The sequence below is a fragment of the Streptococcus nakanonensis genome, from assembly GCF_059738785.1.
Genome location: NZ_AP027139.1, coordinates 1,887,055 through 1,913,579, shown reverse-complemented (window position 1 = coordinate 1,913,579; position 26,525 = coordinate 1,887,055). Strand labels below are relative to the sequence as shown.

Annotated in this window: 40 protein-coding genes; 34 read left to right on the top strand and 6 right to left on the bottom strand. The window is 38.9% G+C overall.

All coding sequences use genetic code 11. The features are described from left to right. The first annotated feature begins 11 nt into the window (after positions 1-11). From rplD to AC6I9F_RS08965, 30 genes are all read left to right on the top strand, one after another. Positions 12-635 (top strand): 50S ribosomal protein L4, encoded by a 624-nt coding sequence (gene rplD, locus AC6I9F_RS09110; RefSeq protein ID WP_000024549.1) that lies wholly within the window; start codon positions 12-14, stop codon positions 633-635. Further along, a complete protein-coding gene (locus AC6I9F_RS09105; protein ID WP_001055347.1) occupies positions 635-931 on the top strand; it encodes a 50S ribosomal protein L23 in 297 nt (98 codons plus the stop codon). Before rplD ends, AC6I9F_RS09105 begins: the two co-directional genes overlap by 1 nt. Positions 932-948: 17 nt before the next feature. Then, complete coding sequence (gene rplB, locus AC6I9F_RS09100; protein WP_000512911.1) at positions 949-1,782, top strand: 50S ribosomal protein L2; 834 nt, start codon at positions 949-951, stop codon at positions 1,780-1,782. Between the two features lie 103 nt (positions 1,783-1,885). Beyond that, positions 1,886-2,167, top strand: a complete 282-nt coding sequence (gene rpsS / locus AC6I9F_RS09095) for a 30S ribosomal protein S19 (protein WP_000533766.1) — start codon at positions 1,886-1,888, stop codon at positions 2,165-2,167. A gap of 11 nt (positions 2,168-2,178) precedes the next feature. Further along, positions 2,179-2,523: a 50S ribosomal protein L22 gene (gene rplV, locus AC6I9F_RS09090; protein WP_000818137.1), complete on the top strand. Its 345-nt coding sequence runs from the start codon at positions 2,179-2,181 to the stop codon at positions 2,521-2,523. A gap of 12 nt (positions 2,524-2,535) precedes the next feature. Beyond that, complete coding sequence (gene rpsC, locus AC6I9F_RS09085) at positions 2,536-3,189, top strand: 30S ribosomal protein S3 (RefSeq protein ID WP_000529936.1); 654 nt, start codon at positions 2,536-2,538, stop codon at positions 3,187-3,189. A 3-nt stretch (positions 3,190-3,192) separates the two neighbouring features. Then, complete coding sequence (rplP, locus tag AC6I9F_RS09080; RefSeq protein WP_000960946.1) at positions 3,193-3,606, top strand: 50S ribosomal protein L16; 414 nt, start codon at positions 3,193-3,195, stop codon at positions 3,604-3,606. A gap of 9 nt (positions 3,607-3,615) precedes the next feature. After that, positions 3,616-3,822, top strand: a complete 207-nt coding sequence (gene rpmC, locus AC6I9F_RS09075) for a 50S ribosomal protein L29 (RefSeq protein WP_000772918.1) — start codon at positions 3,616-3,618, stop codon at positions 3,820-3,822. Positions 3,823-3,846: 24 nt separating this feature from the next. Then, complete coding sequence (gene rpsQ / locus AC6I9F_RS09070) at positions 3,847-4,107, top strand: 30S ribosomal protein S17 (RefSeq protein WP_000440801.1); 261 nt, start codon at positions 3,847-3,849, stop codon at positions 4,105-4,107. A gap of 25 nt (positions 4,108-4,132) precedes the next feature. Continuing rightward, positions 4,133-4,501: a 50S ribosomal protein L14 gene (gene rplN / locus AC6I9F_RS09065; RefSeq protein ID WP_000616545.1), complete on the top strand. Its 369-nt coding sequence runs from the start codon at positions 4,133-4,135 to the stop codon at positions 4,499-4,501. 78 nt (positions 4,502-4,579) lie between these two features. After that, positions 4,580-4,885, top strand: coding sequence for a 50S ribosomal protein L24 (gene rplX, locus AC6I9F_RS09060; protein ID WP_000497691.1), 306 nt, complete (start codon positions 4,580-4,582; stop codon positions 4,883-4,885). 23 nt (positions 4,886-4,908) lie between these two features. Continuing rightward, entirely contained in the window at positions 4,909-5,451 is a 543-nt protein-coding gene (rplE, locus tag AC6I9F_RS09055; RefSeq protein WP_000013542.1) for a 50S ribosomal protein L5, read from the top strand. Between the two features lie 17 nt (positions 5,452-5,468). Beyond that, the gene (locus AC6I9F_RS09050) at positions 5,469-5,654 is read left to right on the top strand and encodes a type Z 30S ribosomal protein S14 (RefSeq protein WP_001085697.1); all 186 of its coding nucleotides are present in this window, start codon (positions 5,469-5,471) and stop codon (positions 5,652-5,654) included. Between the two features lie 180 nt (positions 5,655-5,834). Beyond that, entirely contained in the window at positions 5,835-6,233 is a 399-nt protein-coding gene (gene rpsH / locus AC6I9F_RS09045; RefSeq protein ID WP_000245504.1) for a 30S ribosomal protein S8, read from the top strand. Between the two features lie 225 nt (positions 6,234-6,458). Beyond that, positions 6,459-6,995, top strand: coding sequence for a 50S ribosomal protein L6 (gene rplF, locus AC6I9F_RS09040; protein ID WP_000086635.1), 537 nt, complete (start codon positions 6,459-6,461; stop codon positions 6,993-6,995). Positions 6,996-7,078: 83 nt separating this feature from the next. Beyond that, a complete protein-coding gene (rplR, locus tag AC6I9F_RS09035) occupies positions 7,079-7,435 on the top strand; it encodes a 50S ribosomal protein L18 (RefSeq protein WP_000624044.1) in 357 nt (118 codons plus the stop codon). Between the two features lie 17 nt (positions 7,436-7,452). Further along, positions 7,453-7,947, top strand: coding sequence for a 30S ribosomal protein S5 (gene rpsE, locus AC6I9F_RS09030; protein WP_000874202.1), 495 nt, complete (start codon positions 7,453-7,455; stop codon positions 7,945-7,947). A 13-nt stretch (positions 7,948-7,960) separates the two neighbouring features. Next, positions 7,961-8,143 carry a 50S ribosomal protein L30 gene (gene rpmD, locus AC6I9F_RS09025; RefSeq protein ID WP_000057241.1) on the top strand — a complete coding sequence of 61 codons (183 nt, stop codon included), beginning with the start codon at positions 7,961-7,963 and terminating at the stop codon, positions 8,141-8,143. Between the two features lie 144 nt (positions 8,144-8,287). Further along, positions 8,288-8,728 carry a 50S ribosomal protein L15 gene (gene rplO, locus AC6I9F_RS09020; protein WP_000766087.1) on the top strand — a complete coding sequence of 147 codons (441 nt, stop codon included), beginning with the start codon at positions 8,288-8,290 and terminating at the stop codon, positions 8,726-8,728. A 12-nt stretch (positions 8,729-8,740) separates the two neighbouring features. After that, positions 8,741-10,051 carry a preprotein translocase subunit SecY gene (gene secY, locus AC6I9F_RS09015; RefSeq protein WP_049511466.1) on the top strand — a complete coding sequence of 437 codons (1,311 nt, stop codon included), beginning with the start codon at positions 8,741-8,743 and terminating at the stop codon, positions 10,049-10,051. 265 nt (positions 10,052-10,316) lie between these two features. Beyond that, entirely contained in the window at positions 10,317-10,955 is a 639-nt protein-coding gene (locus AC6I9F_RS09010) for an adenylate kinase (protein WP_001050436.1), read from the top strand. A 116-nt stretch (positions 10,956-11,071) separates the two neighbouring features. Further along, a complete protein-coding gene (infA, locus tag AC6I9F_RS09005) occupies positions 11,072-11,290 on the top strand; it encodes a translation initiation factor IF-1 (protein ID WP_001029883.1) in 219 nt (72 codons plus the stop codon). A 24-nt stretch (positions 11,291-11,314) separates the two neighbouring features. Then, positions 11,315-11,431: a 50S ribosomal protein L36 gene (gene rpmJ / locus AC6I9F_RS09000; RefSeq protein WP_001808836.1), complete on the top strand. Its 117-nt coding sequence runs from the start codon at positions 11,315-11,317 to the stop codon at positions 11,429-11,431. A 17-nt stretch (positions 11,432-11,448) separates the two neighbouring features. After that, positions 11,449-11,814 carry a 30S ribosomal protein S13 gene (gene rpsM, locus AC6I9F_RS08995; protein WP_000090781.1) on the top strand — a complete coding sequence of 122 codons (366 nt, stop codon included), beginning with the start codon at positions 11,449-11,451 and terminating at the stop codon, positions 11,812-11,814. A 17-nt stretch (positions 11,815-11,831) separates the two neighbouring features. Beyond that, complete coding sequence (gene rpsK, locus AC6I9F_RS08990; RefSeq protein WP_001118385.1) at positions 11,832-12,215, top strand: 30S ribosomal protein S11; 384 nt, start codon at positions 11,832-11,834, stop codon at positions 12,213-12,215. A 42-nt stretch (positions 12,216-12,257) separates the two neighbouring features. After that, positions 12,258-13,193, top strand: coding sequence for a DNA-directed RNA polymerase subunit alpha (locus AC6I9F_RS08985; RefSeq protein ID WP_000568988.1), 936 nt, complete (start codon positions 12,258-12,260; stop codon positions 13,191-13,193). Positions 13,194-13,204: 11 nt separating this feature from the next. Continuing rightward, entirely contained in the window at positions 13,205-13,591 is a 387-nt protein-coding gene (rplQ, locus tag AC6I9F_RS08980; RefSeq protein WP_000331493.1) for a 50S ribosomal protein L17, read from the top strand. Positions 13,592-13,855: 264 nt separating this feature from the next. Beyond that, positions 13,856-14,122, top strand: a complete 267-nt coding sequence (locus AC6I9F_RS08975; protein WP_000644124.1) for an ACT domain-containing protein — start codon at positions 13,856-13,858, stop codon at positions 14,120-14,122. A gap of 9 nt (positions 14,123-14,131) precedes the next feature. Continuing rightward, positions 14,132-15,469, top strand: coding sequence for a PFL family protein (locus AC6I9F_RS08970; protein WP_498021773.1), 1,338 nt, complete (start codon positions 14,132-14,134; stop codon positions 15,467-15,469). Between the two features lie 244 nt (positions 15,470-15,713). Further along, positions 15,714-16,406, top strand: a complete 693-nt coding sequence (locus AC6I9F_RS08965) for a histidine phosphatase family protein (protein WP_498021771.1) — start codon at positions 15,714-15,716, stop codon at positions 16,404-16,406. A gap of 102 nt (positions 16,407-16,508) precedes the next feature. Here the strand turns inward: AC6I9F_RS08965 and AC6I9F_RS08960 are convergent, their stop codons facing one another. From AC6I9F_RS08960 to AC6I9F_RS08935, 6 genes are all read right to left on the bottom strand, one after another. Then, a complete protein-coding gene (locus tag AC6I9F_RS08960; RefSeq protein ID WP_498021769.1) occupies positions 16,509-18,167 on the bottom strand; it encodes an ABC transporter permease in 1,659 nt (552 codons plus the stop codon). Further along, complete coding sequence (locus AC6I9F_RS08955) at positions 18,157-19,248, bottom strand: ABC transporter ATP-binding protein (RefSeq protein WP_164226674.1); 1,092 nt, start codon at positions 19,246-19,248, stop codon at positions 18,157-18,159. The genes AC6I9F_RS08960 and AC6I9F_RS08955 overlap by 11 nt, the downstream gene beginning before the upstream one ends. Positions 19,249-19,260: 12 nt before the next feature. Further along, the gene (locus AC6I9F_RS08950) at positions 19,261-20,307 is read right to left on the bottom strand and encodes an ABC transporter substrate-binding protein (protein WP_000731166.1); all 1,047 of its coding nucleotides are present in this window, start codon (positions 20,305-20,307) and stop codon (positions 19,261-19,263) included. 111 nt (positions 20,308-20,418) lie between these two features. Then, the gene (locus AC6I9F_RS08945) at positions 20,419-21,192 is read right to left on the bottom strand and encodes a response regulator transcription factor (RefSeq protein ID WP_498021766.1); all 774 of its coding nucleotides are present in this window, start codon (positions 21,190-21,192) and stop codon (positions 20,419-20,421) included. Continuing rightward, entirely contained in the window at positions 21,185-22,834 is a 1,650-nt protein-coding gene (locus AC6I9F_RS08940; protein WP_498021764.1) for a sensor histidine kinase, read from the bottom strand. Before AC6I9F_RS08940 ends, AC6I9F_RS08945 begins: the two co-directional genes overlap by 8 nt. A 174-nt stretch (positions 22,835-23,008) precedes the next feature. Then, positions 23,009-23,785, bottom strand: a complete 777-nt coding sequence (locus AC6I9F_RS08935) for a glycyl-radical enzyme activating protein (protein ID WP_000406173.1) — start codon at positions 23,783-23,785, stop codon at positions 23,009-23,011. Between the two features lie 121 nt (positions 23,786-23,906). On the opposite strand from AC6I9F_RS08935, the gene AC6I9F_RS08930 reads away from it, so the two are divergent. The 4 genes from AC6I9F_RS08930 to AC6I9F_RS08915 all read left to right on the top strand — a co-directional run bounded on the left by AC6I9F_RS08930 (position 23,907) and on the right by AC6I9F_RS08915 (position 26,516). Further along, positions 23,907-24,653 carry a DeoR/GlpR family DNA-binding transcription regulator gene (locus AC6I9F_RS08930; RefSeq protein ID WP_176139451.1) on the top strand — a complete coding sequence of 249 codons (747 nt, stop codon included), beginning with the start codon at positions 23,907-23,909 and terminating at the stop codon, positions 24,651-24,653. Positions 24,654-24,665: 12 nt separating this feature from the next. Further along, positions 24,666-25,646 (top strand): sugar-binding transcriptional regulator, encoded by a 981-nt coding sequence (locus AC6I9F_RS08925; protein ID WP_001070837.1) that lies wholly within the window; start codon positions 24,666-24,668, stop codon positions 25,644-25,646. A 195-nt stretch (positions 25,647-25,841) separates the two neighbouring features. Next, positions 25,842-26,162, top strand: coding sequence for a PTS lactose/cellobiose transporter subunit IIA (locus AC6I9F_RS08920; protein ID WP_000425250.1), 321 nt, complete (start codon positions 25,842-25,844; stop codon positions 26,160-26,162). Positions 26,163-26,207: 45 nt separating this feature from the next. Next, positions 26,208-26,516 (top strand): PTS sugar transporter subunit IIB, encoded by a 309-nt coding sequence (locus tag AC6I9F_RS08915; protein ID WP_498021759.1) that lies wholly within the window; start codon positions 26,208-26,210, stop codon positions 26,514-26,516. Positions 26,517-26,525: the final 9 nt, after the last annotated feature.

Sequence of the window (26,525 nt, the reverse complement as noted above, 5' to 3'; positions counted from 1 at the left end):
ATACAGTCAAAATGGCAAATGTAACATTATTCGACCAAACTGGTAAACAAGCGGGCGAAGTTGTTCTTAACGATGCAATCTTTGGTATCGAACCAAACCAATCTGTTGTGTTTGATGTGATTATCAGCCAACGTGCTAGCCTTCGTCAAGGAACTCACGCAGTTAAAAACCGCTCAGCTGTTTCAGGTGGCGGACGCAAACCATGGCGTCAAAAAGGAACTGGACGTGCTCGTCAAGGTTCTATCCGCTCTCCACAATGGCGTGGTGGTGGAATCGTCTTCGGACCAACTCCACGTAGCTATGCGTACAAACTTCCTCAAAAAGTTCGTCGCCTTGCGCTTAAATCTGTTTACTCAGAAAAAGTTGCTGAAAATAAATTTGTAGCCGTTGATTCTCTTGAATTTACAGCTCCAAAAACTGCTGAATTTGCAAAAGTTCTTGCAGCTTTGAGCATCGATTCTAAAGTCCTTGTTATTCTTGAAGAAGGAAACGAATTCGCAGCTCTTTCAGCTCGTAACCTTCCAAACGTGAAAGTTGCGACTGCTACAACTGCAAGTGTTCTTGACATCGCAAATAGTGACAAACTTCTTGTTACTCAAGCAGCTATCTCTAAAATCGAGGAGGTTCTTGCATAATGAATTTGTATGATGTTATCAAAAAACCTGTCATCACTGAAAGCTCAATGGCTCAACTTGAAGCAGGCAAATATGTATTTGAAGTTGACACTCGTGCACACAAGCTTTTGATCAAGCAAGCTGTTGAAGCTGCTTTCGAAGGTGTTAAAGTTGCCAATGTTAACACAATCAACGTAAAACCAAAAGCTAAACGTGTTGGACGTTACACTGGTTTTACTAACAAAACTAAAAAAGCTATCATCACACTTACAGCTGATTCTAAAGCAATCGAGTTGTTTGCTGCTGAAGCTGAATAATCTAAGGAGGAAATATCGTGGGAATTCGTGTTTATAAACCAACAACAAACGGTCGCCGTAATATGACTTCTTTGGATTTCGCTGAAATCACAACAAGCACTCCTGAAAAATCATTGCTTGTTGCATTGAAGAGCAAGGCTGGTCGTAACAACAACGGTCGTATCACAGTTCGTCACCAAGGTGGTGGACACAAACGTTTCTACCGTTTGGTTGACTTCAAACGTAACAAAGACAACGTTGAAGCAGTTGTTAAAACAATCGAGTACGATCCAAACCGTTCTGCAAATATCGCTCTTGTACACTACACTGACGGTGTGAAAGCGTACATCATCGCTCCAAAAGGTCTTGAAGTTGGTCAACGTATCGTTTCAGGTCCAGAAGCAGATATCAAAGTCGGAAACGCTCTTCCACTTGCTAACATCCCAGTTGGTACTTTGATCCACAACATCGAGTTGAAACCAGGTCGTGGTGGTGAATTAGTACGTGCTGCTGGAGCATCTGCTCAAGTATTGGGTTCTGAAGGTAAATACGTACTTGTTCGTCTTCAATCAGGTGAAGTTCGTATGATTCTTGGAACTTGCCGTGCTACAGTTGGTGTTGTCGGAAACGAACAACATGGACTTGTAAACCTTGGTAAAGCAGGACGTAGCCGTTGGAAAGGTATCCGCCCAACAGTTCGTGGTTCTGTAATGAACCCTAACGATCACCCACACGGTGGTGGTGAAGGTAAAGCACCAGTTGGTCGTAAAGCACCATCTACTCCATGGGGCAAACCTGCTCTTGGTCTTAAAACTCGTAACAAGAAAGCGAAATCTGACAAACTTATCGTTCGTCGTCGCAACGAGAAATAATATTAAACTAGTCGCTTAAGCAACTAGTAAATCCGCCAGCTCGGTAGCACTCCATAGGAGCGCAAGCCGCTGTGGTACAACATTTAAAGGAGAAAATATAAAAATGGGACGCAGTCTTAAAAAAGGACCTTTCGTCGATGAGCATTTGATGAAAAAAGTTGAAGCTCAAGCTAACGACGAAAAGAAAAAAGTTATTAAAACTTGGTCACGTCGTTCAACGATCTTCCCAAGTTTCATTGGTTACACTATCGCAGTTTATGACGGACGTAAACACGTACCTGTTTACATCCAAGAAGACATGGTAGGTCACAAACTTGGTGAATTTGCACCAACTCGTACTTACAAAGGTCACGCTGCAGACGACAAGAAAACACGTAGAAAATAAGGAGAACATAAATGGCAGAAATTACTTCAGCTAAAGCAATGGCTCGTACAGTACGTGTTTCACCTCGTAAATCACGTCTTGTTCTTGATAACATCCGTGGTAAAAGCGTAGCCGATGCAATCGCAATCTTGACATTCACTCCAAACAAAGCTGCTGAAATCATCTTGAAAGTTTTGAACTCAGCTGTAGCTAACGCTGAAAACAACTTTGGTTTGGATAAAGCTAACTTGGTAGTATCTGAAGCATTCGCAAACGAAGGACCAACTATGAAACGTTTCCGTCCACGTGCGAAAGGTTCAGCTTCACCAATCAACAAACGTACAGCTCACATCACTGTAGCTGTTGCAGAAAAATAAGGAGGTAAAATCGTGGGTCAAAAAGTACATCCAATTGGTATGCGTGTCGGCATCATCCGTGATTGGGATGCCAAATGGTATGCTGAAAAAGAATACGCGGATTACCTTCATGAAGATCTTGCAATCCGTAAATTCGTTCAAAAAGAACTTGCTGACGCAGCAGTTTCAACTATTGAAATCGAACGCGCAGTAAACAAAGTTAACGTTTCACTTCACACTGCTAAACCAGGTATGGTTATCGGTAAAGGTGGTGCTAACGTTGATGCACTCCGTGCAAAACTTAACAAATTGACTGGAAAACAAGTACACATCAACATCATCGAAATCAAACAACCTGATTTGGATGCTCACCTTGTAGGTGAAGGAATTGCTCGTCAATTGGAGCAACGTGTTGCTTTCCGTCGTGCACAAAAACAAGCAATCCAACGTGCAATGCGTGCTGGAGCTAAAGGAATCAAAACTCAAGTATCAGGTCGTTTGAACGGTGCAGATATCGCCCGTGCTGAAGGATACTCTGAAGGAACTGTTCCGCTTCACACACTTCGTGCAGATATCGATTACGCTTGGGAAGAAGCAGATACTACATACGGTAAACTTGGTGTTAAAGTATGGATCTACCGTGGTGAAGTTCTTCCAGCTCGCAAAAACACTAAAGGAGGTAAATAACCAATGTTAGTACCTAAACGTGTTAAACACCGTCGTGAATTCCGTGGAAAAATGCGCGGTGAAGCAAAAGGTGGAAAAGAAGTAGCATTCGGTGAATACGGTCTTCAAGCTACAACTAGCCACTGGATCACTAACCGCCAAATCGAAGCTGCTCGTATCGCCATGACTCGTTACATGAAACGTGGTGGTAAAGTTTGGATTAAAATCTTCCCACACAAATCATACACTGCTAAAGCTATCGGTGTGCGTATGGGATCTGGTAAAGGGGCACCTGAAGGTTGGGTAGCACCAGTTAAACGTGGTAAAGTGATGTTCGAAATCGCTGGTGTATCTGAAGAGATCGCTCGCGAAGCGCTTCGTCTTGCTAGCCACAAATTGCCAGTTAAATGTAAATTCGTAAAACGTGAAGCAGAATAAGGAGAAGGCATGAAACTTAATGAAGTAAAAGAATTTGTTAAAGAACTTCGTGGTCTTTCTCAAGAAGAACTCGCGAAGCGCGAAAACGAATTGAAAAAAGAATTGTTTGAACTTCGTTTCCAAGCTGCTACTGGTCAATTGGAACAAACAGCTCGCTTGAAAGAAGTTAAAAAACAAATCGCTCGTATCAAAACAGTTCAATCTGAAGCGAAATAATAGACTAGGGAAGGAGAAATTTCAATGGAACGCAATAATCGTAAAGTTCTTGTTGGACGTGTTGTATCTGACAAAATGGACAAGACAATCACAGTTGTAGTTGAAACAAAACGTAACCACCCAGTCTATGGTAAACGTATTAACTACTCTAAAAAATACAAAGCTCATGATGAAAACAATGTTGCCAAAGAAGGCGATATCGTACGTATCATGGAAACTCGCCCGCTTTCAGCTACAAAACGTTTCCGTCTTGTAGAAGTTGTTGAAGAAGCGGTCATCATCTAATCAAACCTGAAAGGAGAAAACTGAAATGATTCAAACAGAAACTCGTTTGAAAGTCGCAGACAACAGCGGTGCTCGCGAAATCTTGACTATCAAAGTTCTTGGTGGTTCAGGACGTAAATTTGCAAACATCGGTGATGTTATCGTGGCATCTGTAAAACAAGCTACTCCTGGTGGTGCGGTTAAAAAAGGTGACGTTGTTAAAGCAGTTATCGTTCGTACTAAATCAGGTGCTCGTCGTGCTGATGGTTCATACATCAAATTTGACGAAAACGCAGCAGTTATCATCCGTGAAGACAAAACTCCTCGCGGAACACGTATCTTTGGCCCAGTTGCACGTGAATTGCGTGAAGGTGGCTTCATGAAGATCGTGTCACTTGCTCCAGAAGTACTTTAATTTTTAGAAACAAACTAGTCCCCTGGATTTACCTCCAGGGTGCCCTTATGGGCGTAAGAAAAATCAAGGAGAAACCTAATGTTTGTAAAAAAAGGCGACAAAGTTCGCGTAATCGCTGGTAAAGATAAGGGAACAGAAGCTGTTGTCCTTACTGCCCTTCCAAAAGTAAACAAAGTTATCGTTGAAGGTGTTAACATCGTTAAGAAACACCAACGTCCAACTAACGAGCTTCCTCAAGGTGGTATCATCGAGAAAGAAGCAGCTATCCACGTATCAAACGTTCAAGTTTTGGACAAAAATGGTGTAGCTGGTCGTGTTGGTTACAAATTTGTAGACGGTAAAAAAGTTCGCTACAACAAAAAATCAGGCGAAGTGCTTGATTAATCACGAAGGAAAGGAGAAGTATAATGGCAAATCGTTTAAAAGAAAAATATCTTAATGAAGTAGTTCCTGCTTTGACAGAACAATTCAACTACTCATCAGTGATGGCTGTGCCTAAAGTAGATAAGATCGTTTTGAACATGGGTGTTGGTGAAGCTGTATCAAACGCTAAAAGCCTTGAAAAAGCTGCTGAAGAATTGGCACTTATCTCAGGTCAAAAACCACTTATCACTAAAGCTAAAAAATCAATCGCCGGCTTCCGTCTTCGTGAAGGTGTTGCGATCGGTGCAAAAGTTACCCTTCGTGGTGAACGTATGTACGAATTCTTGGATAAATTGGTTTCAGTTTCACTTCCACGTGTACGTGACTTCCACGGTGTTCCAACAAAATCATTTGACGGACGCGGAAACTACACACTTGGTGTGAAAGAACAATTGATCTTCCCAGAAATCAACTTCGATGACGTTGACAAAACTCGTGGTCTTGACATCGTTATCGTAACAACTGCTAACACTGACGAAGAGTCACGTGCATTGCTTACAGGCCTTGGAATGCCTTTTGCAAAATAATATAGGAGGTAAATCTAATGGCTAAAAAATCAATGATTGCTAAGAACAAACGTCCAGCGAAGTTCTCTACTCAAGCTTATACTCGTTGTGAAAAATGTGGTCGTCCACATTCAGTTTACCGCAAATTTAAACTTTGCCGTGTTTGCTTCCGTGAATTAGCTTACAAAGGACAAATTCCTGGTGTAACAAAAGCATCTTGGTAATTCTAACTTTCAATCCCGTCGTGATTCGTCGTTATCTGCTTTTGCCTAACTCAAGTTATGTCTGCAAGCAGATGCCTAGACTCACTTAGGAATTGAAACCTAGAAACATATTCTGAGCCTAGCTCAATCATTAACTAGCAAGTGCAACTTGCAAACTACTAGTAAGAGGAGAAAAACAAAATGGTTATGACTGACCCAATCGCAGACTTCCTAACTCGTATTCGTAACGCTAACCAAGCTAAACACGAAGTACTTGAAGTACCTGCATCAAACATCAAAAAAGGGATTGCTGAAATCCTTAAACGCGAAGGTTTTGTAAAAAACGTTGAAATCATCGAAGATGACAAACAAGGCATCATCCGTGTATTCCTTAAATACGGACCAAACGGTGAAAAAGTTATCACTAACTTGAAACGTGTTTCTAAACCAGGACTTCGTGTTTACAAAAAACGTGAAGACCTTCCAAAAGTTCTTAACGGACTTGGAATTGCTATCCTTTCAACTTCTGAAGGTTTGCTTACTGATAAAGAAGCACGCCAAAAGAATGTTGGTGGTGAGGTTATCGCTTACGTTTGGTAATTGATGATGTGAGAGCGTTAAAAGAATGCAGTGAAAATAGGAAGTTTGTAGCAGGAGCGATGCTCCAAGACAAACTTATCTTTTTCACCAAATTCTTAGCTCGAACTCAAATCAAGATACAAAGCACGTTAGAGCGTGTTCAGTTCAGCTCTTGAACTAAATAAGTATCTGACCCCCGTGAAAACTGGCCGTTCTGGCCTGACAATTTAACAGGAGAAAATAAACATGTCACGTATTGGTAATAAAGTTATCGTGTTGCCTGCTGGTGTTGAACTCACTAACAATGACAACCTTGTAACTGTAAAAGGACCTAAAGGAGAACTTACTCGTGAGTTCTCAAAAGATATTGAAATCCGTGTGGAAGGCACTGAAGTAACTCTTCACCGTCCAAACGATTCAAAAGAAATGAAAACTATCCACGGAACTACTCGTGCCCTTTTGAACAACATGGTTGTTGGTGTATCAGAAGGATTCAAGAAAGAACTTGAAATGCGCGGGGTTGGTTACCGTGCACAACTTCAAGGATCTAAACTTGTTTTGGCTGTTGGTAAATCTCATCCAGACGAAGTTGAAGCTCCAGAAGGAATTACTTTTGAACTTCCAAACCCAACAACAATCGTTGTTAGCGGAATTTCAAAAGAAGTAGTTGGGCAAACAGCTGCTTACGTACGTAGCCTTCGTTCACCAGAACCATATAAAGGTAAAGGTATCCGTTACGTTGGTGAATTCGTTCGCCGTAAAGAAGGTAAAACAGGTAAATAATGTTGAGTGGTTGATTTTCAACCACCAACCTATTTTCCAACTTTGTGCATAGCACACGATTTAAAACTAAAGAGGTGAAAACTGTGATTTCAAAACCAGATAAAAACAAACTCCGCCAAAAACGCCACCGTCGCGTTCGCGGAAAACTCTCTGGAACTGCTGATCGCCCACGTTTGAACGTATTCCGTTCTAATACAGGCATCTACGCTCAAGTGATTGATGACGTAGCGGGTGTAACGCTCGCAAGTGCTTCAACTCTTGACAAAGAAGTTTCAAAAGGAACTAAAACTGAACAAGCCGTTGCTGTCGGTAAACTCGTTGCAGAACGTGCAAACGCTAAAGGTATTTCAGAAGTGGTGTTCGACCGCGGTGGATATCTATATCACGGACGTGTGAAAGCTTTGGCTGATGCAGCTCGTGAAAACGGATTGAAATTCTAATAGGAGGACACTAGAAAATGGCATTTAAAGACAATGCAGTTGAATTAGAAGAACGCGTAGTTGCTGTCAACCGTGTTACAAAAGTTGTTAAAGGTGGACGTCGTCTTCGTTTCGCAGCTCTTGTTGTTGTTGGTGACCACAACGGTCGCGTAGGATTTGGTACTGGTAAAGCTCAAGAAGTTCCAGAAGCAATCCGTAAAGCAGTAGATGATGCTAAGAAAAACTTGATCGAAGTTCCTATGGTTGGAACAACAATCCCACACGAAGTTCTTTCAGAATTCGGTGGAGCTAAAGTATTGTTGAAACCTGCTGTAGAAGGTTCTGGAGTTGCCGCTGGTGGTGCAGTTCGTGCCGTTGTGGAATTGGCAGGTGTGGCAGATATTACATCTAAATCACTTGGTTCTAACACTCCAATCAACATTGTTCGTGCAACTGTTGAAGGTTTGAAACAATTGAAACGCGCTGAAGAAGTTGCTGCCCTTCGTGGTATTTCAGTTTCTGATTTGGCATAAGAAAGGGGATAAAATGGCTCAAATTAAAATTACTTTGACTAAGTCTCCAATCGGACGCATTCCATCACAACGTAAAACTGTTGTAGCACTTGGACTTGGCAAATTGAACAGCTCTGTTATTAAAGAAGATAACGCTGCTATCCGTGGTATGATCACAGCAGTATCTCACTTGGTAACAGTTGAAGAAGTAAACTAATGAATTTTTAGGGGATGTGCACTATACCATCCCCTAAAACTAGATATAGTCATCTATGATGACGTCGTATAGGCGAGTTGATGGGGGAGACAACCTTTTCTCCCTTATCGGCGCTAGCATTTTACAAAAGAGGAGAAAATAAAAATGAAACTTCATGAATTGAAACCTGCAGAAGGTTCTCGTAAAGTACGTAACCGCGTTGGTCGTGGTACTTCATCAGGTAACGGTAAAACATCTGGTCGTGGTCAAAAAGGTCAAAAAGCTCGTAGCGGTGGCGGAGTTCGCCTTGGTTTTGAAGGTGGACAAACTCCATTGTTCCGTCGTCTTCCAAAACGTGGATTCACTAACATCAACGCTAAAGAATACGCAATTGTGAACCTTGACCAATTGAACGTCTTTGAAGATGGTGCTGAAGTAACTCCAGTTGTTCTTATCGAAGCAGGAATTGTTAAAGCTGAAAAATCAGGTATTAAAATTCTTGGTAACGGTGAGTTGACTAAGAAATTGACTGTGAAAGCAGCTAAATTCTCTAAATCAGCTGAAGAAGCTATCACTGCTAAAGGTGGTTCAGTAGAAGTCATCTAAGAGAGGTGACCTATGTTTTTTAAATTATTAAGAGAAGCTCTTAAAGTCAAGCAGGTTCGATCAAAAATTTTATTTACAATTTTTATCGTTTTGGTCTTTCGTATCGGGACTAGCATTACAGTTCCTGGTGTGAATGCCAATAGCTTGAATGCTTTAAGTGGATTATCCTTCTTAAACATGTTGAGCTTGGTCTCAGGGAATGCCCTAAAAAACTTTTCGATTTTTGCCCTAGGAGTTAGTCCTTATATCACCGCTTCTATTGTTGTCCAGCTCTTGCAAATGGATATTTTACCCAAGTTTGTAGAGTGGGGAAAACAAGGGGAAGTAGGCCGAAGAAAATTGAATCAAGCCACTCGTTATATTGCTCTAGTTCTCGCTTTTGTGCAATCTATCGGGATTACAGCTGGTTTTAATACCTTGGCTGGAGCTCAATTGATTAAAACTGCTTTAACTCCACAAGTTTTTCTGACGATTGGTATCATCTTAACAGCTGGTAGTATGATTGTCACTTGGTTGGGTGAGCAAATTACAGATAAGGGATACGGAAACGGTGTTTCCATGATTATCTTTGCCGGGATTGTTGCCTCAATTCCAGAGATGATTCAGGGCATCTATGTGGACTACTTTGTGAACGTGCCAAGTAGCCGTATCACTTCATCTATCATTTTCGTAATCATTTTGATTATTACTGTATTGTTGATTATTTACTTTACAACTTATGTTCAACAAGCAGAATACAAAATTCCAATCCAATATACTAAGGTTGCACAAGGTGCTCCATCTAGCTCTTATCTTCCTTTGAAGGTAAACCCTGCTGGAGTTATCCCTGTTATCTTTGCCAGTTCGATTACTGCAGCGCCTGCGGCGATTCTTCAATTTTTGAGCGCTACAGGTCATGATTGGGCTTGGGTAAGGGTAGCACAAGAGATGTTGGCAACCACTTCACCAACTGGTATTGCCATGTATGCTTTATTGATTATTCTCTTTACATTCTTCTATACGTTTGTACAGATTAATCCTGAAAAAGCGGCAGAGAACCTACAAAAGAGCGGTGCCTATATCCATGGAGTTCGTCCTGGTAAAGGTACAGAAGAATATATGTCTAAACTTCTTCGTCGTCTTGCAACGGTTGGTTCCCTCTTCCTTGGTGTGATTTCCATTTTGCCGATTGCAGCTAAAGATGTATTTGGTCTTTCTGATGTTGTTGCCTTTGGGGGAACAAGTCTTTTGATCATTATCTCTACAGGTATTGAAGGAATCAAGCAATTGGAAGGTTACCTATTGAAACGTAAGTATGTTGGTTTCATGGATAGAACAGAATAAAAGTATTTACTGATACTCTTCGAAAATCAAATTCAAACCACGTCAGCTTTATCTGCAACCTCAAAGCAGTGCTTTGAGCAACCTGCGGCTAGCTTCCTAGTTTGCTCTTTGATTTTCATTGAGTATGAATTAGTAAATACTGAGGGAGTGGAGGTTTAAACTCTAACATTTGTGAGAGTTTGGTCTCCCCTCTTCTATTTTGTTTTTAAATAGGGGTGAAAAGACTTTTTGCTTCTATTTAAAAATAAAATAAGGAGATCGAATCATGAATCTTTTGATTATGGGCTTACCTGGTGCAGGTAAGGGAACTCAAGCAGCAAAAATCGTAGAACAATTCCATGTTGCGCATATCTCAACAGGTGATATGTTCCGTGCTGCTATGGCAAATCAAACTGAAATGGGTGTTCTTGCTAAGTCATACATTGACAAGGGTGAATTGGTTCCTGACGAAGTTACAAATGGGATCGTAAAAGAACGTCTTTCACAAGATGATATTAAAGAAACAGGATTCTTGTTGGATGGTTACCCACGTACGATCGAACAAGCTCATGCTTTGGACAAAACATTGGCTGAACTTGGCATTGAACTAGAAGGTGTCATCAACATTGAAGTGAATCCTGACAGTCTCTTGGAACGTTTGAGTGGTCGTATCATCCATCGCGTAACTGGAGAAACTTTCCACAAGGTCTTTAACCCACCAGTTGACTATAAAGAAGAAGATTACTACCAACGTGAAGATGATAAGCCTGAGACAGTCAAACGTCGTTTGGATGTGAATATTGCTCAAGGGGAACCAATCATTGCTCACTACCGTGCCAAAGGTTTGGTTCATGACATCGAAGGTAATCAAGATATCAATGATGTCTTCTCAGATATCGAAAAAGTATTGACAAATTTGAAATAAAGCGTTTTTCACACTTGCAAAAATCCGCTACAAATGTTATACTAAGATAGTCTGACTTATAATTGTTGTCTCTGTGTCTAGAGGCATCGAATCGAAATTTATGGAGGTGCTTTTGCGTGGCAAAAGACGATGTGATTGAAGTTGAAGGCAAAGTAGTTGATACAATGCCGAATGCAATGTTTACGGTTGAACTTGAAAATGGACATCAGATTTTAGCAACAGTTTCTGGTAAAATTCGTAAAAACTATATTCGTATTTTAGCGGGAGATCGTGTTACTGTCGAAATGAGTCCATATGACTTGACACGTGGACGTATCACTTACCGCTTTAAATAATCGAAAAACTTGGAGGGATAAGAAATGAAAGTAAGACCATCGGTCAAACCAATTTGCGAATACTGTAAAGTTATTCGTCGTAATGGTCGTGTTATGGTAATTTGCCCAGCAAATCCAAAACACAAACAACGTCAAGGATAAGATAGAAAGGAGAAAACATGGCTCGTATTGCTGGAGTTGACATTCCAAATGACAAACGCGTAGTAATCTCATTGACTTATGTTTATGGTATCGGACTTGCAACATCTAAGAAAATTTTGGCTGCTGCTGGAATCTCAGAAGATGTTCGTGTACGTGATCTTACATCAGATCAAGAAGATGCTATCCGTCGTGAAGTGGATGCAATCAAAGTTGAAGGTGACCTTCGTCGTGAAGTAAACTTGAACATTAAACGTTTGATGGAAATCGGTTCATACCGTGGTATCCGTCACCGTCGTGGACTTCCTGTCCGTGGACAAAACACTAAAAACAACGCTCGCACTCGTAAAGGTAAAGCCGTTGCGATTGCTGGTAAGAAAAAATAATATAGGAGGTAAAAGTCTTGGCTAAACCAACACGTAAACGTCGTGTGAAAAAGAATATCGAATCTGGTATTGCTCATATTCACGCTACATTTAATAACACTATTGTTATGATTACTGATGTGCATGGTAATGCAATTGCTTGGTCATCAGCTGGTGCTCTTGGTTTCAAAGGTTCTCGTAAATCTACACCATTCGCTGCTCAAATGGCTTCTGAAGCTGCTGCTAAATCTGCACAAGAACACGGTCTTAAATCAGTTGAAGTTACTGTAAAAGGTCCAGGTTCTGGTCGTGAGTCAGCTATTCGTGCGCTTGCTGCCGCTGGTCTTGAAGTAACAGCAATTCGTGATGTGACTCCAGTGCCACACAATGGTGCTCGTCCTCCAAAACGTCGCCGTGTATAATCATCGCATTACACTGCTTTTCGTTTAAGAGGGAGTAACTAAATGATCGAGTTTGAAAAACCAAATATAACAAAAATTGATGAAAATAAAGATTATGGCAAGTTTGTAATCGAACCACTTGAACGTGGCTACGGTACAACTCTTGGTAACTCTCTTCGTCGTGTACTTCTAGCTTCTCTACCAGGAGCAGCTGTGACATCTATCAACATTGATGGCGTGTTACATGAGTTTGACACAGTTCCAGGTGTTCGTGAAGACGTGATGCAAATCATTCTGAACATTAAAGGAATTGCAGTGAAATCGTACGTTGAAGACGAAAAAATCATCGAACTGGATGTTGAAGGTCCTGCTGAAGTAACAGCTGGTGACATTTTGACAGATAGCGATATTGAAATTGTAAATCCAGATCATTATCTCTTTACAATCGGTGAAGGTTCTTCCCTAAAAGCGACTATGACTGTTAACAGTGGTCGTGGATATGTACCTGCTGATGAAAATAAAAAAGATAATGCACCAGTTGGAACACTTGCTGTAGATTCTATTTATACACCAGTTACAAAAGTCAACTATCAAGTGGAACCTGCTCGTGTAGGTAGCAATGATGGATTTGACAAACTAACCCTTGAAATCTTGACAAATGGAACAATTATTCCAGAAGATGCTTTAGGGCTTTCGGCACGTATTTTGACAGAACATCTTGATTTGTTTACAAATCTTACTGAGATTGCTAAGTCAACTGAAGTGATGAAAGAAGCTGATACTGAATCTGACGACCGTATTTTGGATCGTACGATTGAGGAACTGGACTTGTCTGTGCGTTCATACAACTGTTTGAAACGTGCCGGTATCAATACTGTGCATGATTTGACAGAAAAATCTGAAGCAGAGATGATGAAAGTACGAAATCTTGGACGCAAGAGTTTGGAAGAAGTGAAACTCAAACTCATTGATTTGGGTCTTGGATTAAAAGATAAATAAAGGAGGAATACATGGCTTACCGTAAACTAGGACGCACTAGCTCACAACGTAAAGCAATGCTTCGCGATTTGACAACTGACCTTTTGATCAACGAATCAATCGTGACAACTGAAGCTCGTGCTAAAGAAATCCGTAAAACTGTTGAAAAAATGATTACTCTAGGTAAACGTGGTGATTTGCATGCACGTCGTCAAGCAGCTGCTTTCGTACGTAATGAAATCGCATCTGAAAACTATGATGAAGCAACTGATAAGTACACTTCTACTACAGCACTTCAAAAATTGTTCTCAGAAATCGCACCTCGTTATGCTGAACGTAACGGTGGATACACTCGTATCCTTAAAACTGAACCACGTCGTGGTGATGCAGCGCCAATGGCGATCATCGAATTAGTATAAAATCATCAATTTTGTTGAGTGTTATGATGATGGAGTCTTGTGCTCTTAGTCTAGCTCTGGTCTACCGCTAGGATTTCGGTCCTAGCGGGAACACTCATCATAAGTTGGGATAGTAGACGCTTGTTTACGAAATTGTTTTTTTCTTAAGAACAACTTCGTAAGCAGGCGTTTTTGAGTATTTTAGTTGGAATTATGCTATACTATTTGAAAAGAATCCTGTTTAATGTTCAGGTTTCTTATTTTAAGAAGAATTGGAGTTTGCTTATGAAAGCGATTATAACTGTTGTTGGTAAAGATAAATCTGGAATTGTTGCAGGTGTTTCTGGTAAAATTGCAGAATTGGGTTTGAATATTGATGATATCTCTCAAACTGTCTTGGATGAATATTTCACGATGATGGCTGTCGTCTCTAGTGATGAAAAACAAGATTTCACTTATCTTCGTAATGAATTTGAAGCTTTTGGGCAAACTTTGAATGTGAAAATCAATATTCAGAGTGCAGCGATTTTCGAAGCTATGTATAATATCTAGGAGGTTATCATGGATATTAGACAAGTTACTGAAACCATCGCCATGATTGAGGAGCAAAACTTTGATATTAGAACCATTACCATGGGAATTTCCCTGTTGGACTGTATCGATCCAGATATCAATCGTGCCGCGGAGAAAGTTTATCAAAAGATTACGACCAAGGCAGCAAATTTAGTAGCTGTTGGTGATGAAATTGCAGCTGAGTTGGGAATTCCTATCGTTAATAAGCGTGTATCGGTGACTCCTATTTCTCTGATAGGGGCCGCGACAGATGCGACGGACTACGTGGTTCTGGCAAAAGCGCTTGATAAGGCTGCGAAAGAAATCGGTGTGGATTTTATTGGTGGTTTCTCTGCCTTGGTACAAAAGGGGTACCAAAAGGGAGATGAGATTCTTATCAATTCTATTCCTCGTGCTTTGGCTGAAACGGACAAGGTCTGCTCGTCAGTCAATATCGGCTCAACCAAGTCTGGTATCAATATGACGGCTGTCGCAGATATGGGACGAGTTATCAAGGAAACGGCTAATTTATCTGATATGGGTGCAGCTAAGTTGGTTGTATTTGCTAATGCTGTTGAGGACAATCCGTTTATGGCAGGTGCCTTCCACGGTGTTGGGGAAGCTGATGTTATCATCAACGTCGGGGTTTCTGGTCCTGGTGTGGTGAAACGTGCCTTGGAAAAAGTTCGTGGACAGAGCTTTGATGTAGTAGCCGAAACAGTTAAAAAAACTGCCTTTAAAATCACTCGTATCGGTCAATTGGTTGGTCAAATGGCCAGTGAGAGACTGGGTGTGGAGTTTGGTATTGTGGACTTGAGTTTGGCGCCAACTCCTGCGGTTGGAGATTCTGTTGCACGTGTCCTTGAGGAAATGGGGCTAGAAACAGTTGGAACGCATGGGACGACGGCTGCCTTGGCACTCTTGAACGACCAAGTTAAGAAGGGTGGAGTGATGGCCTGCAACCAAGTCGGTGGTTTGTCTGGTGCCTTTATTCCTGTTTCCGAGGATGAGGGGATGATTGCTGCAGTGCAAAATGGCTCCCTTAATCTGGAAAAACTAGAAGCTATGACGGCTATCTGTTCTGTTGGTTTGGATATGATTGCCATTCCGGAGGATACACCTGCTGAAACCATTGCGGCTATGATTGCAGATGAAGCGGCAATTGGTGTCATTAACATGAAGACAACGGCTGTTCGTATCATTCCAAAAGGAAAAGAAGGAGATATGATTGAGTTTGGTGGGCTATTAGGAACTGCACCAGTTATGAAAGTCAATGGGGCTTCGTCTGTTGATTTCATCTCTCGTGGAGGACAAATCCCAGCACCAATTCATAGTTTTAAAAATTAAGAAAATAGGAGAAATTTTAAGTTCTATTTAAGGTTAGGTGTGTATACTATAATCATTAAATAAAGACCTCCTAATATTATTTGAAACAGATAACTCTGATTTAGTTTGAATTTGATTTTCATCTAATATCTTTATTTAATAGAACTCCTAAACTTTTTCATAATAATCTCCTGCAAAAGTCGCCTGTCTGGGTGGCTTTTGTTTTATTATCCATGATATAATAGAAGCAAACGGAGGACGGAAAATGGTAAAAGTACGATTGTATTTGGTACGTCATGGCAAGACCATGTTTAACACGATTGGTCGCGCGCAAGGTTGGAGCGATACTCCCTTAACAGCTGAAGGTGAGCGAGGGATTCAAGAATTAGGAATCGGTTTGCGAGAGTCTAGTCTACAGTTTGAGCGCGCTTATTCGAGTGATTCTGGTCGCACCATTCAGACTATGGGAATTATCCTTGAAGAACTTGGTCTGCAGGGGAAAATCCCTTATCGCATGGACAAGCGTATCAGAGAATGGTGTTTTGGTAGTTTTGATGGGGCCTACGATGGCGATCTTTTCATGGGCATTATTCCTCGTATCTTTAATGTGGACCACGTTCACCAATTATCTTATGCTGAACTGGCTGAGGGTTTGGTAGAGGTCGATACAGCTGGTTGGGCTGAAGGATGGGAAAAACTCAGTAGCCGAATCAAGGAAGGTTTTGAAGCAATTGCCAAAGAAATGGAAGAACAAGGCGGGGGCAATGCCCTCGTTGTCAGCCACGGAATGACTATTGGAACCATTGTTTATCTGATCAATGGTATGCATCCACATGGTCTCGATAATGGTAGCGTGACGATCCTTGAATATGAAGATGGCCAGTTTAGCGTTGAGGTTGTCGGCGACCGTAGTTACCGGGAACTAGGACGTGAGAAGATGGAGGAAGCCTCTATTTAATCAGTCTAGACTTGCTTGCCATGAACTAGGGATTTGATAAGAATATCAAGATAAGAAAAAACAGCCAAGGGTAATCCTTTCGGCTGTTTTTGATGGGGAAAACTAAAGTGTAATGCTATTGCTTTTAGAGATTTTCATGAACAAGAGCAAGGAAGCTACTGTTAGAACAGTCAGGATAGTTGACAAGGCTGCGGCTACACCGTAATTCCCTCTGAGAACCTCTGTATAAATAGCTACAGTCATTGTTCTTGTTTTGACATTGTAGAGGAGGATAGAAGTAGAGAGTTCTGAAATCATTGTGACCCAAGATAGGATGGCTCCAGAAATAATACCAGATAGCATCATTGGAGTTGTAATCTTGGCAAAGGTATTGAGACGGCTACTTCCTAAGCTTTCAGCAGCTTCTTCAATACTTGGCGCTATTTGTTGCAAGCTAGCAACAGATGAGCGAATAGTATAAGGCAATCTTCTGACAGATAGGGACATAATCAAAATGAAAGCTGTCCCTGTAATCATAAGAAATCCACTTCCAAATAGACCAGTATTGAAGGAAGAAATGAAGGCAATCCCTAGAACGGTTCCTGGTACAATATAAGGTACCATACTGAGGCTGTCAATTAAGTTTGTAAACAAATTCCGTTTTCTAACGGCTAGGTAGGAGATAAATGTTGCGAATAGAACAACTAGTACTAAGGCAATCAAAGGGATACGAATGGTATTGAAAATAGCAGATCCCATACGATTGAAAGCTACCTTGTAACTGTTTAGAGAATAACCTTTGACAAATACCATACCTGATGTTTTTAGGAAGGAAGTATAAATCAAGTAGATTTGAGGTAAAACAGATATAAAGATAATTACGTAGACTGTTGCATAAATGGCAGCCATTTTTCCTTTTGTAGTTTTTTTAGGCTCAATTGGATGGAGCGAATTCATACTGAAACTGTAGCGGTTTGCAATGTGTTTTTGGATAAGGAAAATTGTCAAGGCAATGATAATCGCCATAATTGCTAAAGCAGATGCAAAAGCAGAATTTCCTCCAACCTCGCTAATGAATTGGGTATAAATCAGGACAGGGAAAGTTCGATATCCTTCACCAATTAACATCGGTGTTCCAAAGTCTGAGAATGCTCTCATAAATACAAGCAAGGCAGCTGCTAGTAAGGTTGGAACGAGGAGAGGTAAAACAACCGTTACGATACGCTTAAATCCGAAGGACCCCATGCTTTCAGCGGCTTCAAGTAGGGAATTGTCAATGCTTTTCATTGTTCCAGCAACGTATAGAAATACCAGTGGGAATAGTTGCAGTGTAAAGACAAGTACAATTCCTTTGAATCCATAAATATCGATAGCTGGAAGATGAAGGGTATTTGTCAGGAATTTAGTAATGACCCCATTTCGTCCCAGCAAGAGAATCCAGGAGTAGGCTCCCACGAAAGGAGCTGACATGGAAGCAATGATAATCAATATTTGTAGAAATTTCTTCCCCTTGAAGTCATACATAGAGAAGAGATAAGCTAATAGGGTTCCTACAACTAAGGAAGTGACAGTAGCGGTAATGGAAACCTTGAAACTGTTGACAAGTGTCTCAGAGTAGTAGGCTTTACCAAAGAAAGTGACAAAATTAGCTAGTGAGAATTGCCCTTCATGTATAAGTGCTTGCTTGAGCACGGTAACGATAGGATAAACGAGAAAGACAAGATAGGTAAGAAAGATGAAGAAAGAGGAGGCTGTCCAAATATTTAGTTTTTTACGTTCCATGGTTGACTCCTTTTATCAGGTTTTGGGAACCATCTGCAGAAAAGACGTTTAATTTTTGGGTATTGATTCGTAGACGAATACGATCGCCTTTTTGTAGATCTTCTTCAAAAGTTGATTCTTCACTAACCTGAATTTTTGAGGCAAAGCCTGTCTCGATGAAATACTCCGTATTTAGTCCAAGATAGACGCTATCGCTAATAGTTCCTTCAATATCTCCAGATTCATCTTTGATAAACTCTTCAGGACGAATGCTTACATGAATAGCTTGTGCCTCAGCATGATCAAGAGCTGGCATTCGAAGGGCATAGCCATCTGAAAAGACGATATAAGCGCCGTCGCTCCGTTTTTCAAGAGTGGCAGGGATAATATTTGTGCGTCCGATAAAGGTGGCTACAAACTCATTAGCTGGTTTATGATAGAGTTCTTTTGGCCGACCGATTTGTTGGATGACTCCGTCTTTCATAACAGCAATTTGGTCTGAAATAGCCATGGCTTCTTCTTGGTCGTGGGTTACATAAACAGTTGTAATTCCCACTTCGTGTTGGATTTCTCGAATGGCTTGACGCATATCCAAGCGAAGTTTGGCATCTAGGTTACTGAGCGGCTCGTCCATGAGGAGAACACTTGGATTAACAGCTAAGGCACGTGCCAAGGCGACACGTTGTTGTTGTCCACCACTGAGTTTATCGGGCTTCCGATCCGCATATTGAGCAATTTGCATGAGTTCAAGATACTTGTTGGTCTGTTGAATCAATTCTTCTTTTGGAACTTTCTTTTGCTTGAGACCAAAAGCGACATTATCTCGGACAGTCAAATGTGGGAAAATAGCGTAGTTTTGGAAAACCATGCCAATATTGCGTTTGCTGGGTTCCATATTATTGATTTTTGTATCATCGAAGTAAAATTCTCCACCTTCGATACTGTTGAAACCTGCAATCATACGAAGAAGGGTCGTTTTCCCACACCCTGAAGGCCCAAGAAGGGTAAAGAGACTTCCTTTTGGAATTGTAATGTTCAAATTCTCAATAACAGGGACATCGTGGTAGATTTTTTTGGCGTTAATAATTTTGATCTCACTCATAGTGAACCTCTTTTACTGTTTAGATTGGATATCTGTAAAGACTTCGTTGTATTTCTTAACAATATCTGATTTATTCTTGATGACATAATCATAATCTTCAGTGAGTGTTTTGATTTTGTCAATTGGTTTCATGTTTTCGCTTGTTTTAGCATTTTTACGAACAGGACGGTTAGTAGTGGTTGTACCAAGTGTATCTTGTACTTCTTGAGAGATAATAAAATCGATAAATTTCTTGGCATTTTCCATATTTTTCGCTTTTTTAACGATAGCAGCACTAGCAGGTAGGAAGACGGTTCCTTCTTTTGGATAGACTACCTTGATATTAGCTCCGTCATTTAAGAGTTTAACTGCTGGATCTTCATAAGAGAGACCAACAGCCATTTCTCCGTCAGCGACTGCTTTATAGACACCAGATGAGCTTGAACCGATTTTCCCATCAATAAGTGTGAAGAGATCTTTTACATAAGACCAGGCTTTATCGTCTTTGTAACCACCTTGAGCTTGTAGCATATTTGTTAATTGAGCAAAGGCGCTAGAAGAGTTTGCTGGGTCAGCAGTTGCGATTTTTCCTTTTAGTTCAGGTTTGAGAAGGTCGCTATATCCTTCGATGTTCATGCCTTTCGTTAAATCAGGATTGACGATTAAAACACTACCATCTAGTGTATAAGGTGTAGAGTAACCAGTTGTGTTTTGATATTCTTTGATAACATTATCATTTTCTTTTGAAGTATAGTTTTCAAAGAGTTCTCCGTGGGTAGCATATTGTGTATAAGAACCACCAAAGATGACATCAGCTACAGGCGCTTCTTTTTCTGACTCTAGTTTTTTGAAAAGTTCTCCAGTACCAGCTTGAATCAGTTCTACTTTGATACCATATTTTTCTTCAAAGGCAGGAATAGTTGCTCCAATTAAGCCCTCTGAGTTTGGTGAATAAACGACTAGCGAACCGCCGTCTCCTTTATCAGATGAACCGCCATCGGCAGATTCATTAGAAGAACAAGCAGCAAGACCAAAAAGAGCTAGTCCGCAAGCAGCATAATACATCCATTTCTTTTTCATGATGGATACCTCCGTTGTGTTATTTAAGTTTATTTTAAAACAATGTAAGCGTTTTTAAAACTGACAATTCTATTCTATTAGAGTAAAATTCTCTACAAAAAGAAGAATAGCTTATTTTACTATTCTTCCGAGTGATTTCAATTCTTTTGGAGAAATATGGAGATACTTTTTAAAAACTTTGGCAAAATATTTATAGTCTGAAAATCCAACTTGATCAGAGATGTCGCTTAGAGGGGAGTTGGGAGATTCAGCCATCTTATCTATAGCTTGTTTCAGACGATATTGTAAGATATATTCATTTAGAGTCATGGGGAAGTCTTTTTTGATAACCTTATATAGATAGCTTTCGCTATAGTTTAAAGATTCAGCAATAGTCGCAATCGTAAAATGCTCTGTATAATGCTTGTGGACAAAGGAAATAATTTGCTGAATGATTTGGTTTTGTGTATCAACCTGTTGGATAGAGGTGAGTAAAGTTTGATATTCTTCTAAAAAAGGAGTTTCTTGATAGGTGCTACCTTGTAATCGCAAAACAATGTTTTGAAGACATTCTGTCAATTCCTTGGTATCAATTGGCTTGGATAAGAAATCAACTGCTCCATATTGCATGGCTTTTTTGGCATTTTGAAAATCGTTATAACCTGATAAGATAACTTTTTCATAGGAAAGGGTACGAGTGGCTTCAAACATCATAAAAGCATCCATAATTGGCATGGTGATGTCTGTTAAGACAATATGAGGTTCTTTTTCTTGGATGAGTTTCATTCCCTCTTGACCGTGACTGGCAGTTCCTACGACTTGGATACCCAAGGCAGAGTAGTCTACGGCAATCTCTAGCCATTTGCGAATGAGGTGTTCGTCTTCTACGATAATGAGCTTAAACATGAGTTAGTCCTTTCGTTACAAATTTGACCCAAGTTTCTCCTTGGCGATTGACTCCTAAATCTAGCTGGACATCAGAAAAGAAATTGCTCAATCGTTTGTAGCTGTTCACGATGCCATGCTGGGTATGAGGGCTTTCTAAAGAGTCTAAAATAGCGAGTCGCTCTTGTTTGGTGAGCCCTCCGGCATTATCCTTGACTAAAAAAGTCAGAGAATCTGCTTCCAAGGTAATTTGGATATCAATATGAAGATCAATACGGTATTGCATCCCATATTTTATAGCATTTTCTACTAGAGGAAGCAAGAAAAGCTTAGGAATAGGCTGATTATCAACAGTTTCTGGGCAGACAATATCATAGGAAAAGTGCTCGAAACGAATCTTATGAATCATCAGGTAATCCTCTATAATCTTTAAATCTTGGCAAATGGTTGTTTCTTTTTCTAAATCGGTGATACTGTAGCGAAGAATGCGCGTGAGGTTTTGAATCAGGTCTTGTGTGAGATCTGCATCCATTAAAGAAGTGATTTTAATCGTCTCAAGTGTATTGTAGAGAAAATGAGGATTGAACTGAGCTTCCAGCATTTTTCTTTCAAAAATCCACTTTTCTTTTTCTATGGTCAACATTTTTTGATGAAGTTGATCTAATTCGTACAACATATTGTTGATTTTTTCTGCCATAAACTCAAACTCATCACCTGTTTGTAGAGAAAGCCTTTTTTCTGCTTGTTTAGGAATTTCTTGAAGTTGATAAACCAAACTTTCAATAGGAACAGCATTGTGTGTAGCAATCTTATGAGCAATTCGTCTCGCTTGCCAGAAGTAGAGGAAGAATATACATAAGGTGAGGACGGAGGCTAGACCGAGTAAGCTAGGAATGGGAAAGAAGGATTGAAAAGTATAGATTGAAAAAATAGCACCGACTTTTTCTTTTTGAACAATAAGCGGTTCATTCGCATACCAGTGGGTGCGAGAGTGTAGGAGTTTTTCATCCAATTTTTCAAGAGTGGAACGAGTAAACTGATTTGTATTGTTGGAAAACATATTTCCAAAGCTATCGGTAATGATGTATTTGGAATTGATCATTGGGAAACTTGAAATGAAATCATTCTCATTTACGAAAGCAATAGTATAGGCCTTAACTCGTTGGTTTTGAAGTAGTGGTTTGATAAAGAGTGTGTAATGTTGCTTATCTGAAGAGAGTGCAATTTTTTCTGTAACTTTATCTTGAGAAGGATTTTGAATGAGCAGTTTTAGATAGTAGGGAGATAAAATACTTTCTTGATGATTTCGATTGGTACTAAATAGTAATTCACCTGTATCGCTTAGAATAATGAGGTCGGAACTAAGCTTCAGTCTAGCTTTTGTCTCGTAAAATAAGCTAAAGACTTCTCGCTCTGTGTGTTTGCCATCCAAAAATTCAAGAATCATTTTATGGTTCATGGTAGTCAGGAGCTCATTATTTGCTTCTTTCATTTCTTGAACCTGTTTTACAATCTGTCTCGTATCTTTGGAGAGTTGCTGCTTTTGTAAAAAATAGGAAAAACCAAAAAGTAAAATGAGTAGTAAGAGTGAGGTCACAAAGGCTGCGATAGAGCTTCTATGGAGAATTTCTTTTTGGAGAGATTTTTTAAAGGAATGAGACATCCGCTACCTCCTTGGAAGGGTTTTCTGTTATAAGTATAGCAGTTTAAAAATTTTAGAGCAAGGTAAAATAGAAAAGGTTTGGCTAAAATTTTTTAGCTAAACCTTTTGAAAAGTTAAGTATGTATTATAGATGATTGTTATCTGCAAATAGCTAGAGCATTTCAAGGAAATAAACTAGAAATAACAATTAATATGATGGTTCAGAAATACCTTTTGATAATCAATAAGATCTTCGGGATGAAGTGCGTTGACTCCATCCATTTCATATTTCCGATTTAATAAACGATATTTGTTTTCACCAAATTGATGAAAAGGGAGTAGTTGAACTTGGTCGATATTTAATGAGTTAAATAGAGTAGCGAATTCTTCTGCATCCTCTAAACTATTGTTAAAATCAGGAATAACCGGGATTCTTAAAACGATAGTTTTATGTTGAGAAAAAGCATAATGAATGTTTTTAATAATCATTTGATTAAAAACCCCAGTCACTTTTTTATGTTTTATAGAATTATAATGTTTTAGGTCTGTGTAGATAAAATCCACATATTGGATTAAATCAACAAATTTTTCATGATCAACAAAGGCAGTAGTTTCAATGGCAGTGTGTATGTGATGTTCTTTAGCTGACTTTAAGATGGCTTTAGCAAATTCAAACTGAGCAAATATTTCACCCCCTGATAAAGTTAAACCTCCACCGGATTCTTCGTAAAATTCTTTATCTTTTAATACCTCTGTAATAATTTCTTCTACAGTTTTTTCTTCACCTACTAAAGTGAATTTTTCTCGTTGAGCATCTTTCATTTTTTCAGGTTTCATTCTTTGAGATTCAGGATTAGAACACCATGGACAGCGCAGAGGACATCCTTTTAAAAAAACAGTTGTACGAATACCCGGACCGTCATGAATTGAAAAGTGTTGAATATTAAAAATAATTCCTTTAGATATTTCCATAAGAGTTCCTCCTCTTCATAAGTCTATCCTATCACAAAAACGAAAGAAAAACAATTACGAACGAAAGTTTAATTTGTTGTTTTTTGCTTTTTATTTTGGTAGAATAAAACGGAGGTGTAAAATGAAAAGATTGGAACAAATTATTAAATTAGTATCAGAATATGAAAAGATTGACGTTAATACATTATCGGAAAAATTAAATGTATCGAAAGTAACGATTAGAAAAGATTTAGATAAATTAGAGTCAAAAGGTTTATTACACAGAGAGCATGGCTATGCCGTGTTAAATAGTGGAGATGACTTAAATGTACGCTTGTCAATTAATTATGAAATTAAGAGAAAAATTGTTCAAGAAGCAGTAAAATTGGTATCAGATAATGAAACCATAATGATAGAATCAGGATCGACCTGTGCTTTACTTGCTGAGGAAATTTGCAAGCAAAAAAGAAATGTCACTATTGTAACAAATTCATTTTTTATAGCAAATTTTGTGAGAGCTTATGATTCATGTCGTGTTATTGTTCTTGGTGGAGAGTTTCAGAAAGATTCACAGGTTACTGTAGGACCTTTATTAAAAGAAATGATACAGACTTTTCATGTGCGTCAAGCTTTTGTTGGGACAGATGGCTACGATAAAGAGATGGGCTTTACAGGAAAAGATTTAATGCGCAGTGAGGTAGTTCAATATATTTCAGCAGCGTCGGATAAAGTCATTGTGCTAACTGACTCAAGTAAATTTGATAAAAGGGGTACAGTAAGAAGATTTGCTTTAAGTCAAGTCTATGAAGTAATAACAGACGAAGGACTTTCTAAACAAAATATAGCTACATTAGAAAATGCTGGGATAATGGTTAAGGTAGTTTCGTAAGAGGTTAAGTGTATGAATCAAGATAGGAATAAACTGCTCTCTAAAATTGCTTATCTGTATTATATTGAAAACTTAAATCAGTCACAAATAGCAGCAAAATTAGGAATTTATAGAACCTCTATTAGTAGAATGTTAACAGAAGCAAGGAATGCAGGAATTGTTAAAATTGAAATAGAGAATTTTGATACCAATATGTTTAAGTTGGAAAATTATGTAAAAGAAAAATATGGTCTGGAAAGTTTAGAAATTATTCCAAATGAATTTGATGACAATCCAACAATTTTATCTGAAAGAATTTCTCAAGTTGCAGCAGGCGTCCTTAGGAATCTAATTGATGATAATATGAAAATTGGCTTTTCTTGGGGGAAAAGTTTAAGTAATTTAGTAGATTTAATTCACAGTAAAAGTGTCCGAAATGTTCACTTCTATCCTCTAGCAGGTGGTCCTAGTCACATACACGCTAAATACCATGTGAATACACTGATTTATGAAATGTCTAGAAAATTTCATGGAGAGTGTACATTTATGAATGCAACGATTGTGCAAGAAAATAAATTGTTAGCAGATGGTATTTTGCAATCAAGATATTTTGAAGATTTGAAAAATAGTTGGAAAGATTTAGATATAGCTGTAGTCGGAATTGGTGATTTTAGCAATAAAGGAAAACATCAATGGTTAGACATGCTTACAGAGGATGACTTTAAAGAATTGACCAAAGTTAAAACTGTAGGAGAAATTTGTTGTCGATTTTTTGATTCAAAAGGTAAAGAAGTCTATGAAAACTTACAGGAAAGAACGATAGCAATCTCTTTGGAAGATTTAAAAAATATTCCTCAAAGTTTAGCTGTTGCTTATGGTGATACGAAAGTATCTGCGATTCTTTCTGTCTTGCGTGCTAATCTAGTAAATCATTTGATTACAGATAAAAATACCATTTTAAAAGTTTTGGAAGAAGATGGTGATTTTTCTTTTCGAAATATTTTATGTGAGTGAAAATGATAGACTGATTCAGTTTATCGTTTTTCTTTTTAGTAGATTGCACATTTGTGCTTATATAAATAAAAATTGTTTATTTGTTGATTTTTGGATTGACAAGTTTCTTATGTAGTTGTATTCTATAGTTACAAAAGAAAATTTTAAAATTTCAAATGAAAAAAGCTTTTTACATAGTGAAATGAGGAGGAATTTATGGAAATGATTGTTCCAGATCAAATTATCATGGGTTTAATTTTATATGCTGGCGATGCGAAACAACATATTTATAAAGCGTTAGATTATATAAAAAACGGTACATGTGAACGATGTGAAGAAGAAATCCAGTTAGCTGATGCAGCCTTATTAGAAGCCCATAATCTACAAACAAAATTCTTGGCACAGGAAGCGTCTGGTACAAAGACAGAAATTACAGCTCTCTTTGTTCATTCACAAGATCATCTCATGACTAGTATGACGGAGATTAATTTAATCAAAGAAATTATTAGTTTGAGAAAAGAACTTCATAAAAAATAATACTAGAGTATTATCATTGTTATTAACATAGAGGAGGAAAATATAATGGTGAAGATTGGTTTGTTTTGTGCAGCAGGATTTTCTACTGGTATGCTTGTAAATAATATGAAAATTGCAGCGCAATCTAGTGGAGTTGAAGCAGAAATAGAGGCGTTTTCTCAGTCCAAATTAGCGGATTATGCTCCAAATATAGATGTCGCACTATTGGGGCCGCAAGTTGCTTATACATTAGATAAATCAAAAGAAATTTGTGATAAGTGTAATATTCCGATAGCTGTTATTCCGATGATGGACTATGGTATGTTAGATGGGAAAAAAGTATTAGATTTAGCCCTATCTTTAATTAGTGGGTAAGAAAAGGAG

Bases quoted from the DNA above. Each gene is read 5' to 3' on its own strand.
- AC6I9F_RS08925 (WP_001070837.1), top strand. From the start codon at position 24,666: ATGAATCAAGATAGGAATAAACTGCTCTCTAAAATTGCTTATCTGTAT.
- rplX (WP_000497691.1), top strand. From the start codon at position 4,580: ATGTTTGTAAAAAAAGGCGACAAAGTTCGCGTAATCGCTGGTAAAGAT.
- rplQ (WP_000331493.1), top strand. From the start codon at position 13,205: ATGGCTTACCGTAAACTAGGACGCACTAGCTCACAACGTAAAGCAATG.
- AC6I9F_RS08945 (WP_498021766.1), bottom strand. From the start codon at position 21,192: ATGTTTAAGCTCATTATCGTAGAAGACGAACACCTCATTCGCAAATGG.
- AC6I9F_RS08915 (WP_498021759.1), top strand. From the start codon at position 26,208: ATGGTGAAGATTGGTTTGTTTTGTGCAGCAGGATTTTCTACTGGTATG.
- rplE (WP_000013542.1), top strand. From the start codon at position 4,909: ATGGCAAATCGTTTAAAAGAAAAATATCTTAATGAAGTAGTTCCTGCT.
- AC6I9F_RS08950 (WP_000731166.1), bottom strand. From the start codon at position 20,307: ATGAAAAAGAAATGGATGTATTATGCTGCTTGCGGACTAGCTCTTTTT.
- rpmJ (WP_001808836.1), top strand. From the start codon at position 11,315: ATGAAAGTAAGACCATCGGTCAAACCAATTTGCGAATACTGTAAAGTT.
- rpsE (WP_000874202.1), top strand. From the start codon at position 7,453: ATGGCATTTAAAGACAATGCAGTTGAATTAGAAGAACGCGTAGTTGCT.
- AC6I9F_RS09105 (WP_001055347.1), top strand. From the start codon at position 635: ATGAATTTGTATGATGTTATCAAAAAACCTGTCATCACTGAAAGCTCA.
- rpmD (WP_000057241.1), top strand. From the start codon at position 7,961: ATGGCTCAAATTAAAATTACTTTGACTAAGTCTCCAATCGGACGCATT.
- AC6I9F_RS08965 (WP_498021771.1), top strand. From the start codon at position 15,714: ATGGTAAAAGTACGATTGTATTTGGTACGTCATGGCAAGACCATGTTT.
- rpsS (WP_000533766.1), top strand. From the start codon at position 1,886: ATGGGACGCAGTCTTAAAAAAGGACCTTTCGTCGATGAGCATTTGATG.
- AC6I9F_RS09010 (WP_001050436.1), top strand. From the start codon at position 10,317: ATGAATCTTTTGATTATGGGCTTACCTGGTGCAGGTAAGGGAACTCAA.
- AC6I9F_RS08955 (WP_164226674.1), bottom strand. From the start codon at position 19,248: ATGAGTGAGATCAAAATTATTAACGCCAAAAAAATCTACCACGATGTC.
- rplN (WP_000616545.1), top strand. From the start codon at position 4,133: ATGATTCAAACAGAAACTCGTTTGAAAGTCGCAGACAACAGCGGTGCT.
- AC6I9F_RS08970 (WP_498021773.1), top strand. From the start codon at position 14,132: ATGGATATTAGACAAGTTACTGAAACCATCGCCATGATTGAGGAGCAA.
- rplV (WP_000818137.1), top strand. From the start codon at position 2,179: ATGGCAGAAATTACTTCAGCTAAAGCAATGGCTCGTACAGTACGTGTT.
- rpsH (WP_000245504.1), top strand. From the start codon at position 5,835: ATGGTTATGACTGACCCAATCGCAGACTTCCTAACTCGTATTCGTAAC.
- AC6I9F_RS08975 (WP_000644124.1), top strand. From the start codon at position 13,856: ATGAAAGCGATTATAACTGTTGTTGGTAAAGATAAATCTGGAATTGTT.
- AC6I9F_RS08960 (WP_498021769.1), bottom strand. From the start codon at position 18,167: ATGGAACGTAAAAAACTAAATATTTGGACAGCCTCCTCTTTCTTCATC.
- AC6I9F_RS09050 (WP_001085697.1), top strand. From the start codon at position 5,469: ATGGCTAAAAAATCAATGATTGCTAAGAACAAACGTCCAGCGAAGTTC.
- rpmC (WP_000772918.1), top strand. From the start codon at position 3,616: ATGAAACTTAATGAAGTAAAAGAATTTGTTAAAGAACTTCGTGGTCTT.
- rpsM (WP_000090781.1), top strand. From the start codon at position 11,449: ATGGCTCGTATTGCTGGAGTTGACATTCCAAATGACAAACGCGTAGTA.
- AC6I9F_RS08940 (WP_498021764.1), bottom strand. From the start codon at position 22,834: ATGTCTCATTCCTTTAAAAAATCTCTCCAAAAAGAAATTCTCCATAGA.
- rplP (WP_000960946.1), top strand. From the start codon at position 3,193: ATGTTAGTACCTAAACGTGTTAAACACCGTCGTGAATTCCGTGGAAAA.
- secY (WP_049511466.1), top strand. From the start codon at position 8,741: ATGTTTTTTAAATTATTAAGAGAAGCTCTTAAAGTCAAGCAGGTTCGA.
- AC6I9F_RS08920 (WP_000425250.1), top strand. From the start codon at position 25,842: ATGGAAATGATTGTTCCAGATCAAATTATCATGGGTTTAATTTTATAT.
- rpsQ (WP_000440801.1), top strand. From the start codon at position 3,847: ATGGAACGCAATAATCGTAAAGTTCTTGTTGGACGTGTTGTATCTGAC.
- AC6I9F_RS08935 (WP_000406173.1), bottom strand. From the start codon at position 23,785: ATGGAAATATCTAAAGGAATTATTTTTAATATTCAACACTTTTCAATT.
- AC6I9F_RS08985 (WP_000568988.1), top strand. From the start codon at position 12,258: ATGATCGAGTTTGAAAAACCAAATATAACAAAAATTGATGAAAATAAA.
- rplD (WP_000024549.1), top strand. From the start codon at position 12: ATGGCAAATGTAACATTATTCGACCAAACTGGTAAACAAGCGGGCGAA.
- rplF (WP_000086635.1), top strand. From the start codon at position 6,459: ATGTCACGTATTGGTAATAAAGTTATCGTGTTGCCTGCTGGTGTTGAA.
- AC6I9F_RS08930 (WP_176139451.1), top strand. From the start codon at position 23,907: ATGAAAAGATTGGAACAAATTATTAAATTAGTATCAGAATATGAAAAG.
- rplO (WP_000766087.1), top strand. From the start codon at position 8,288: ATGAAACTTCATGAATTGAAACCTGCAGAAGGTTCTCGTAAAGTACGT.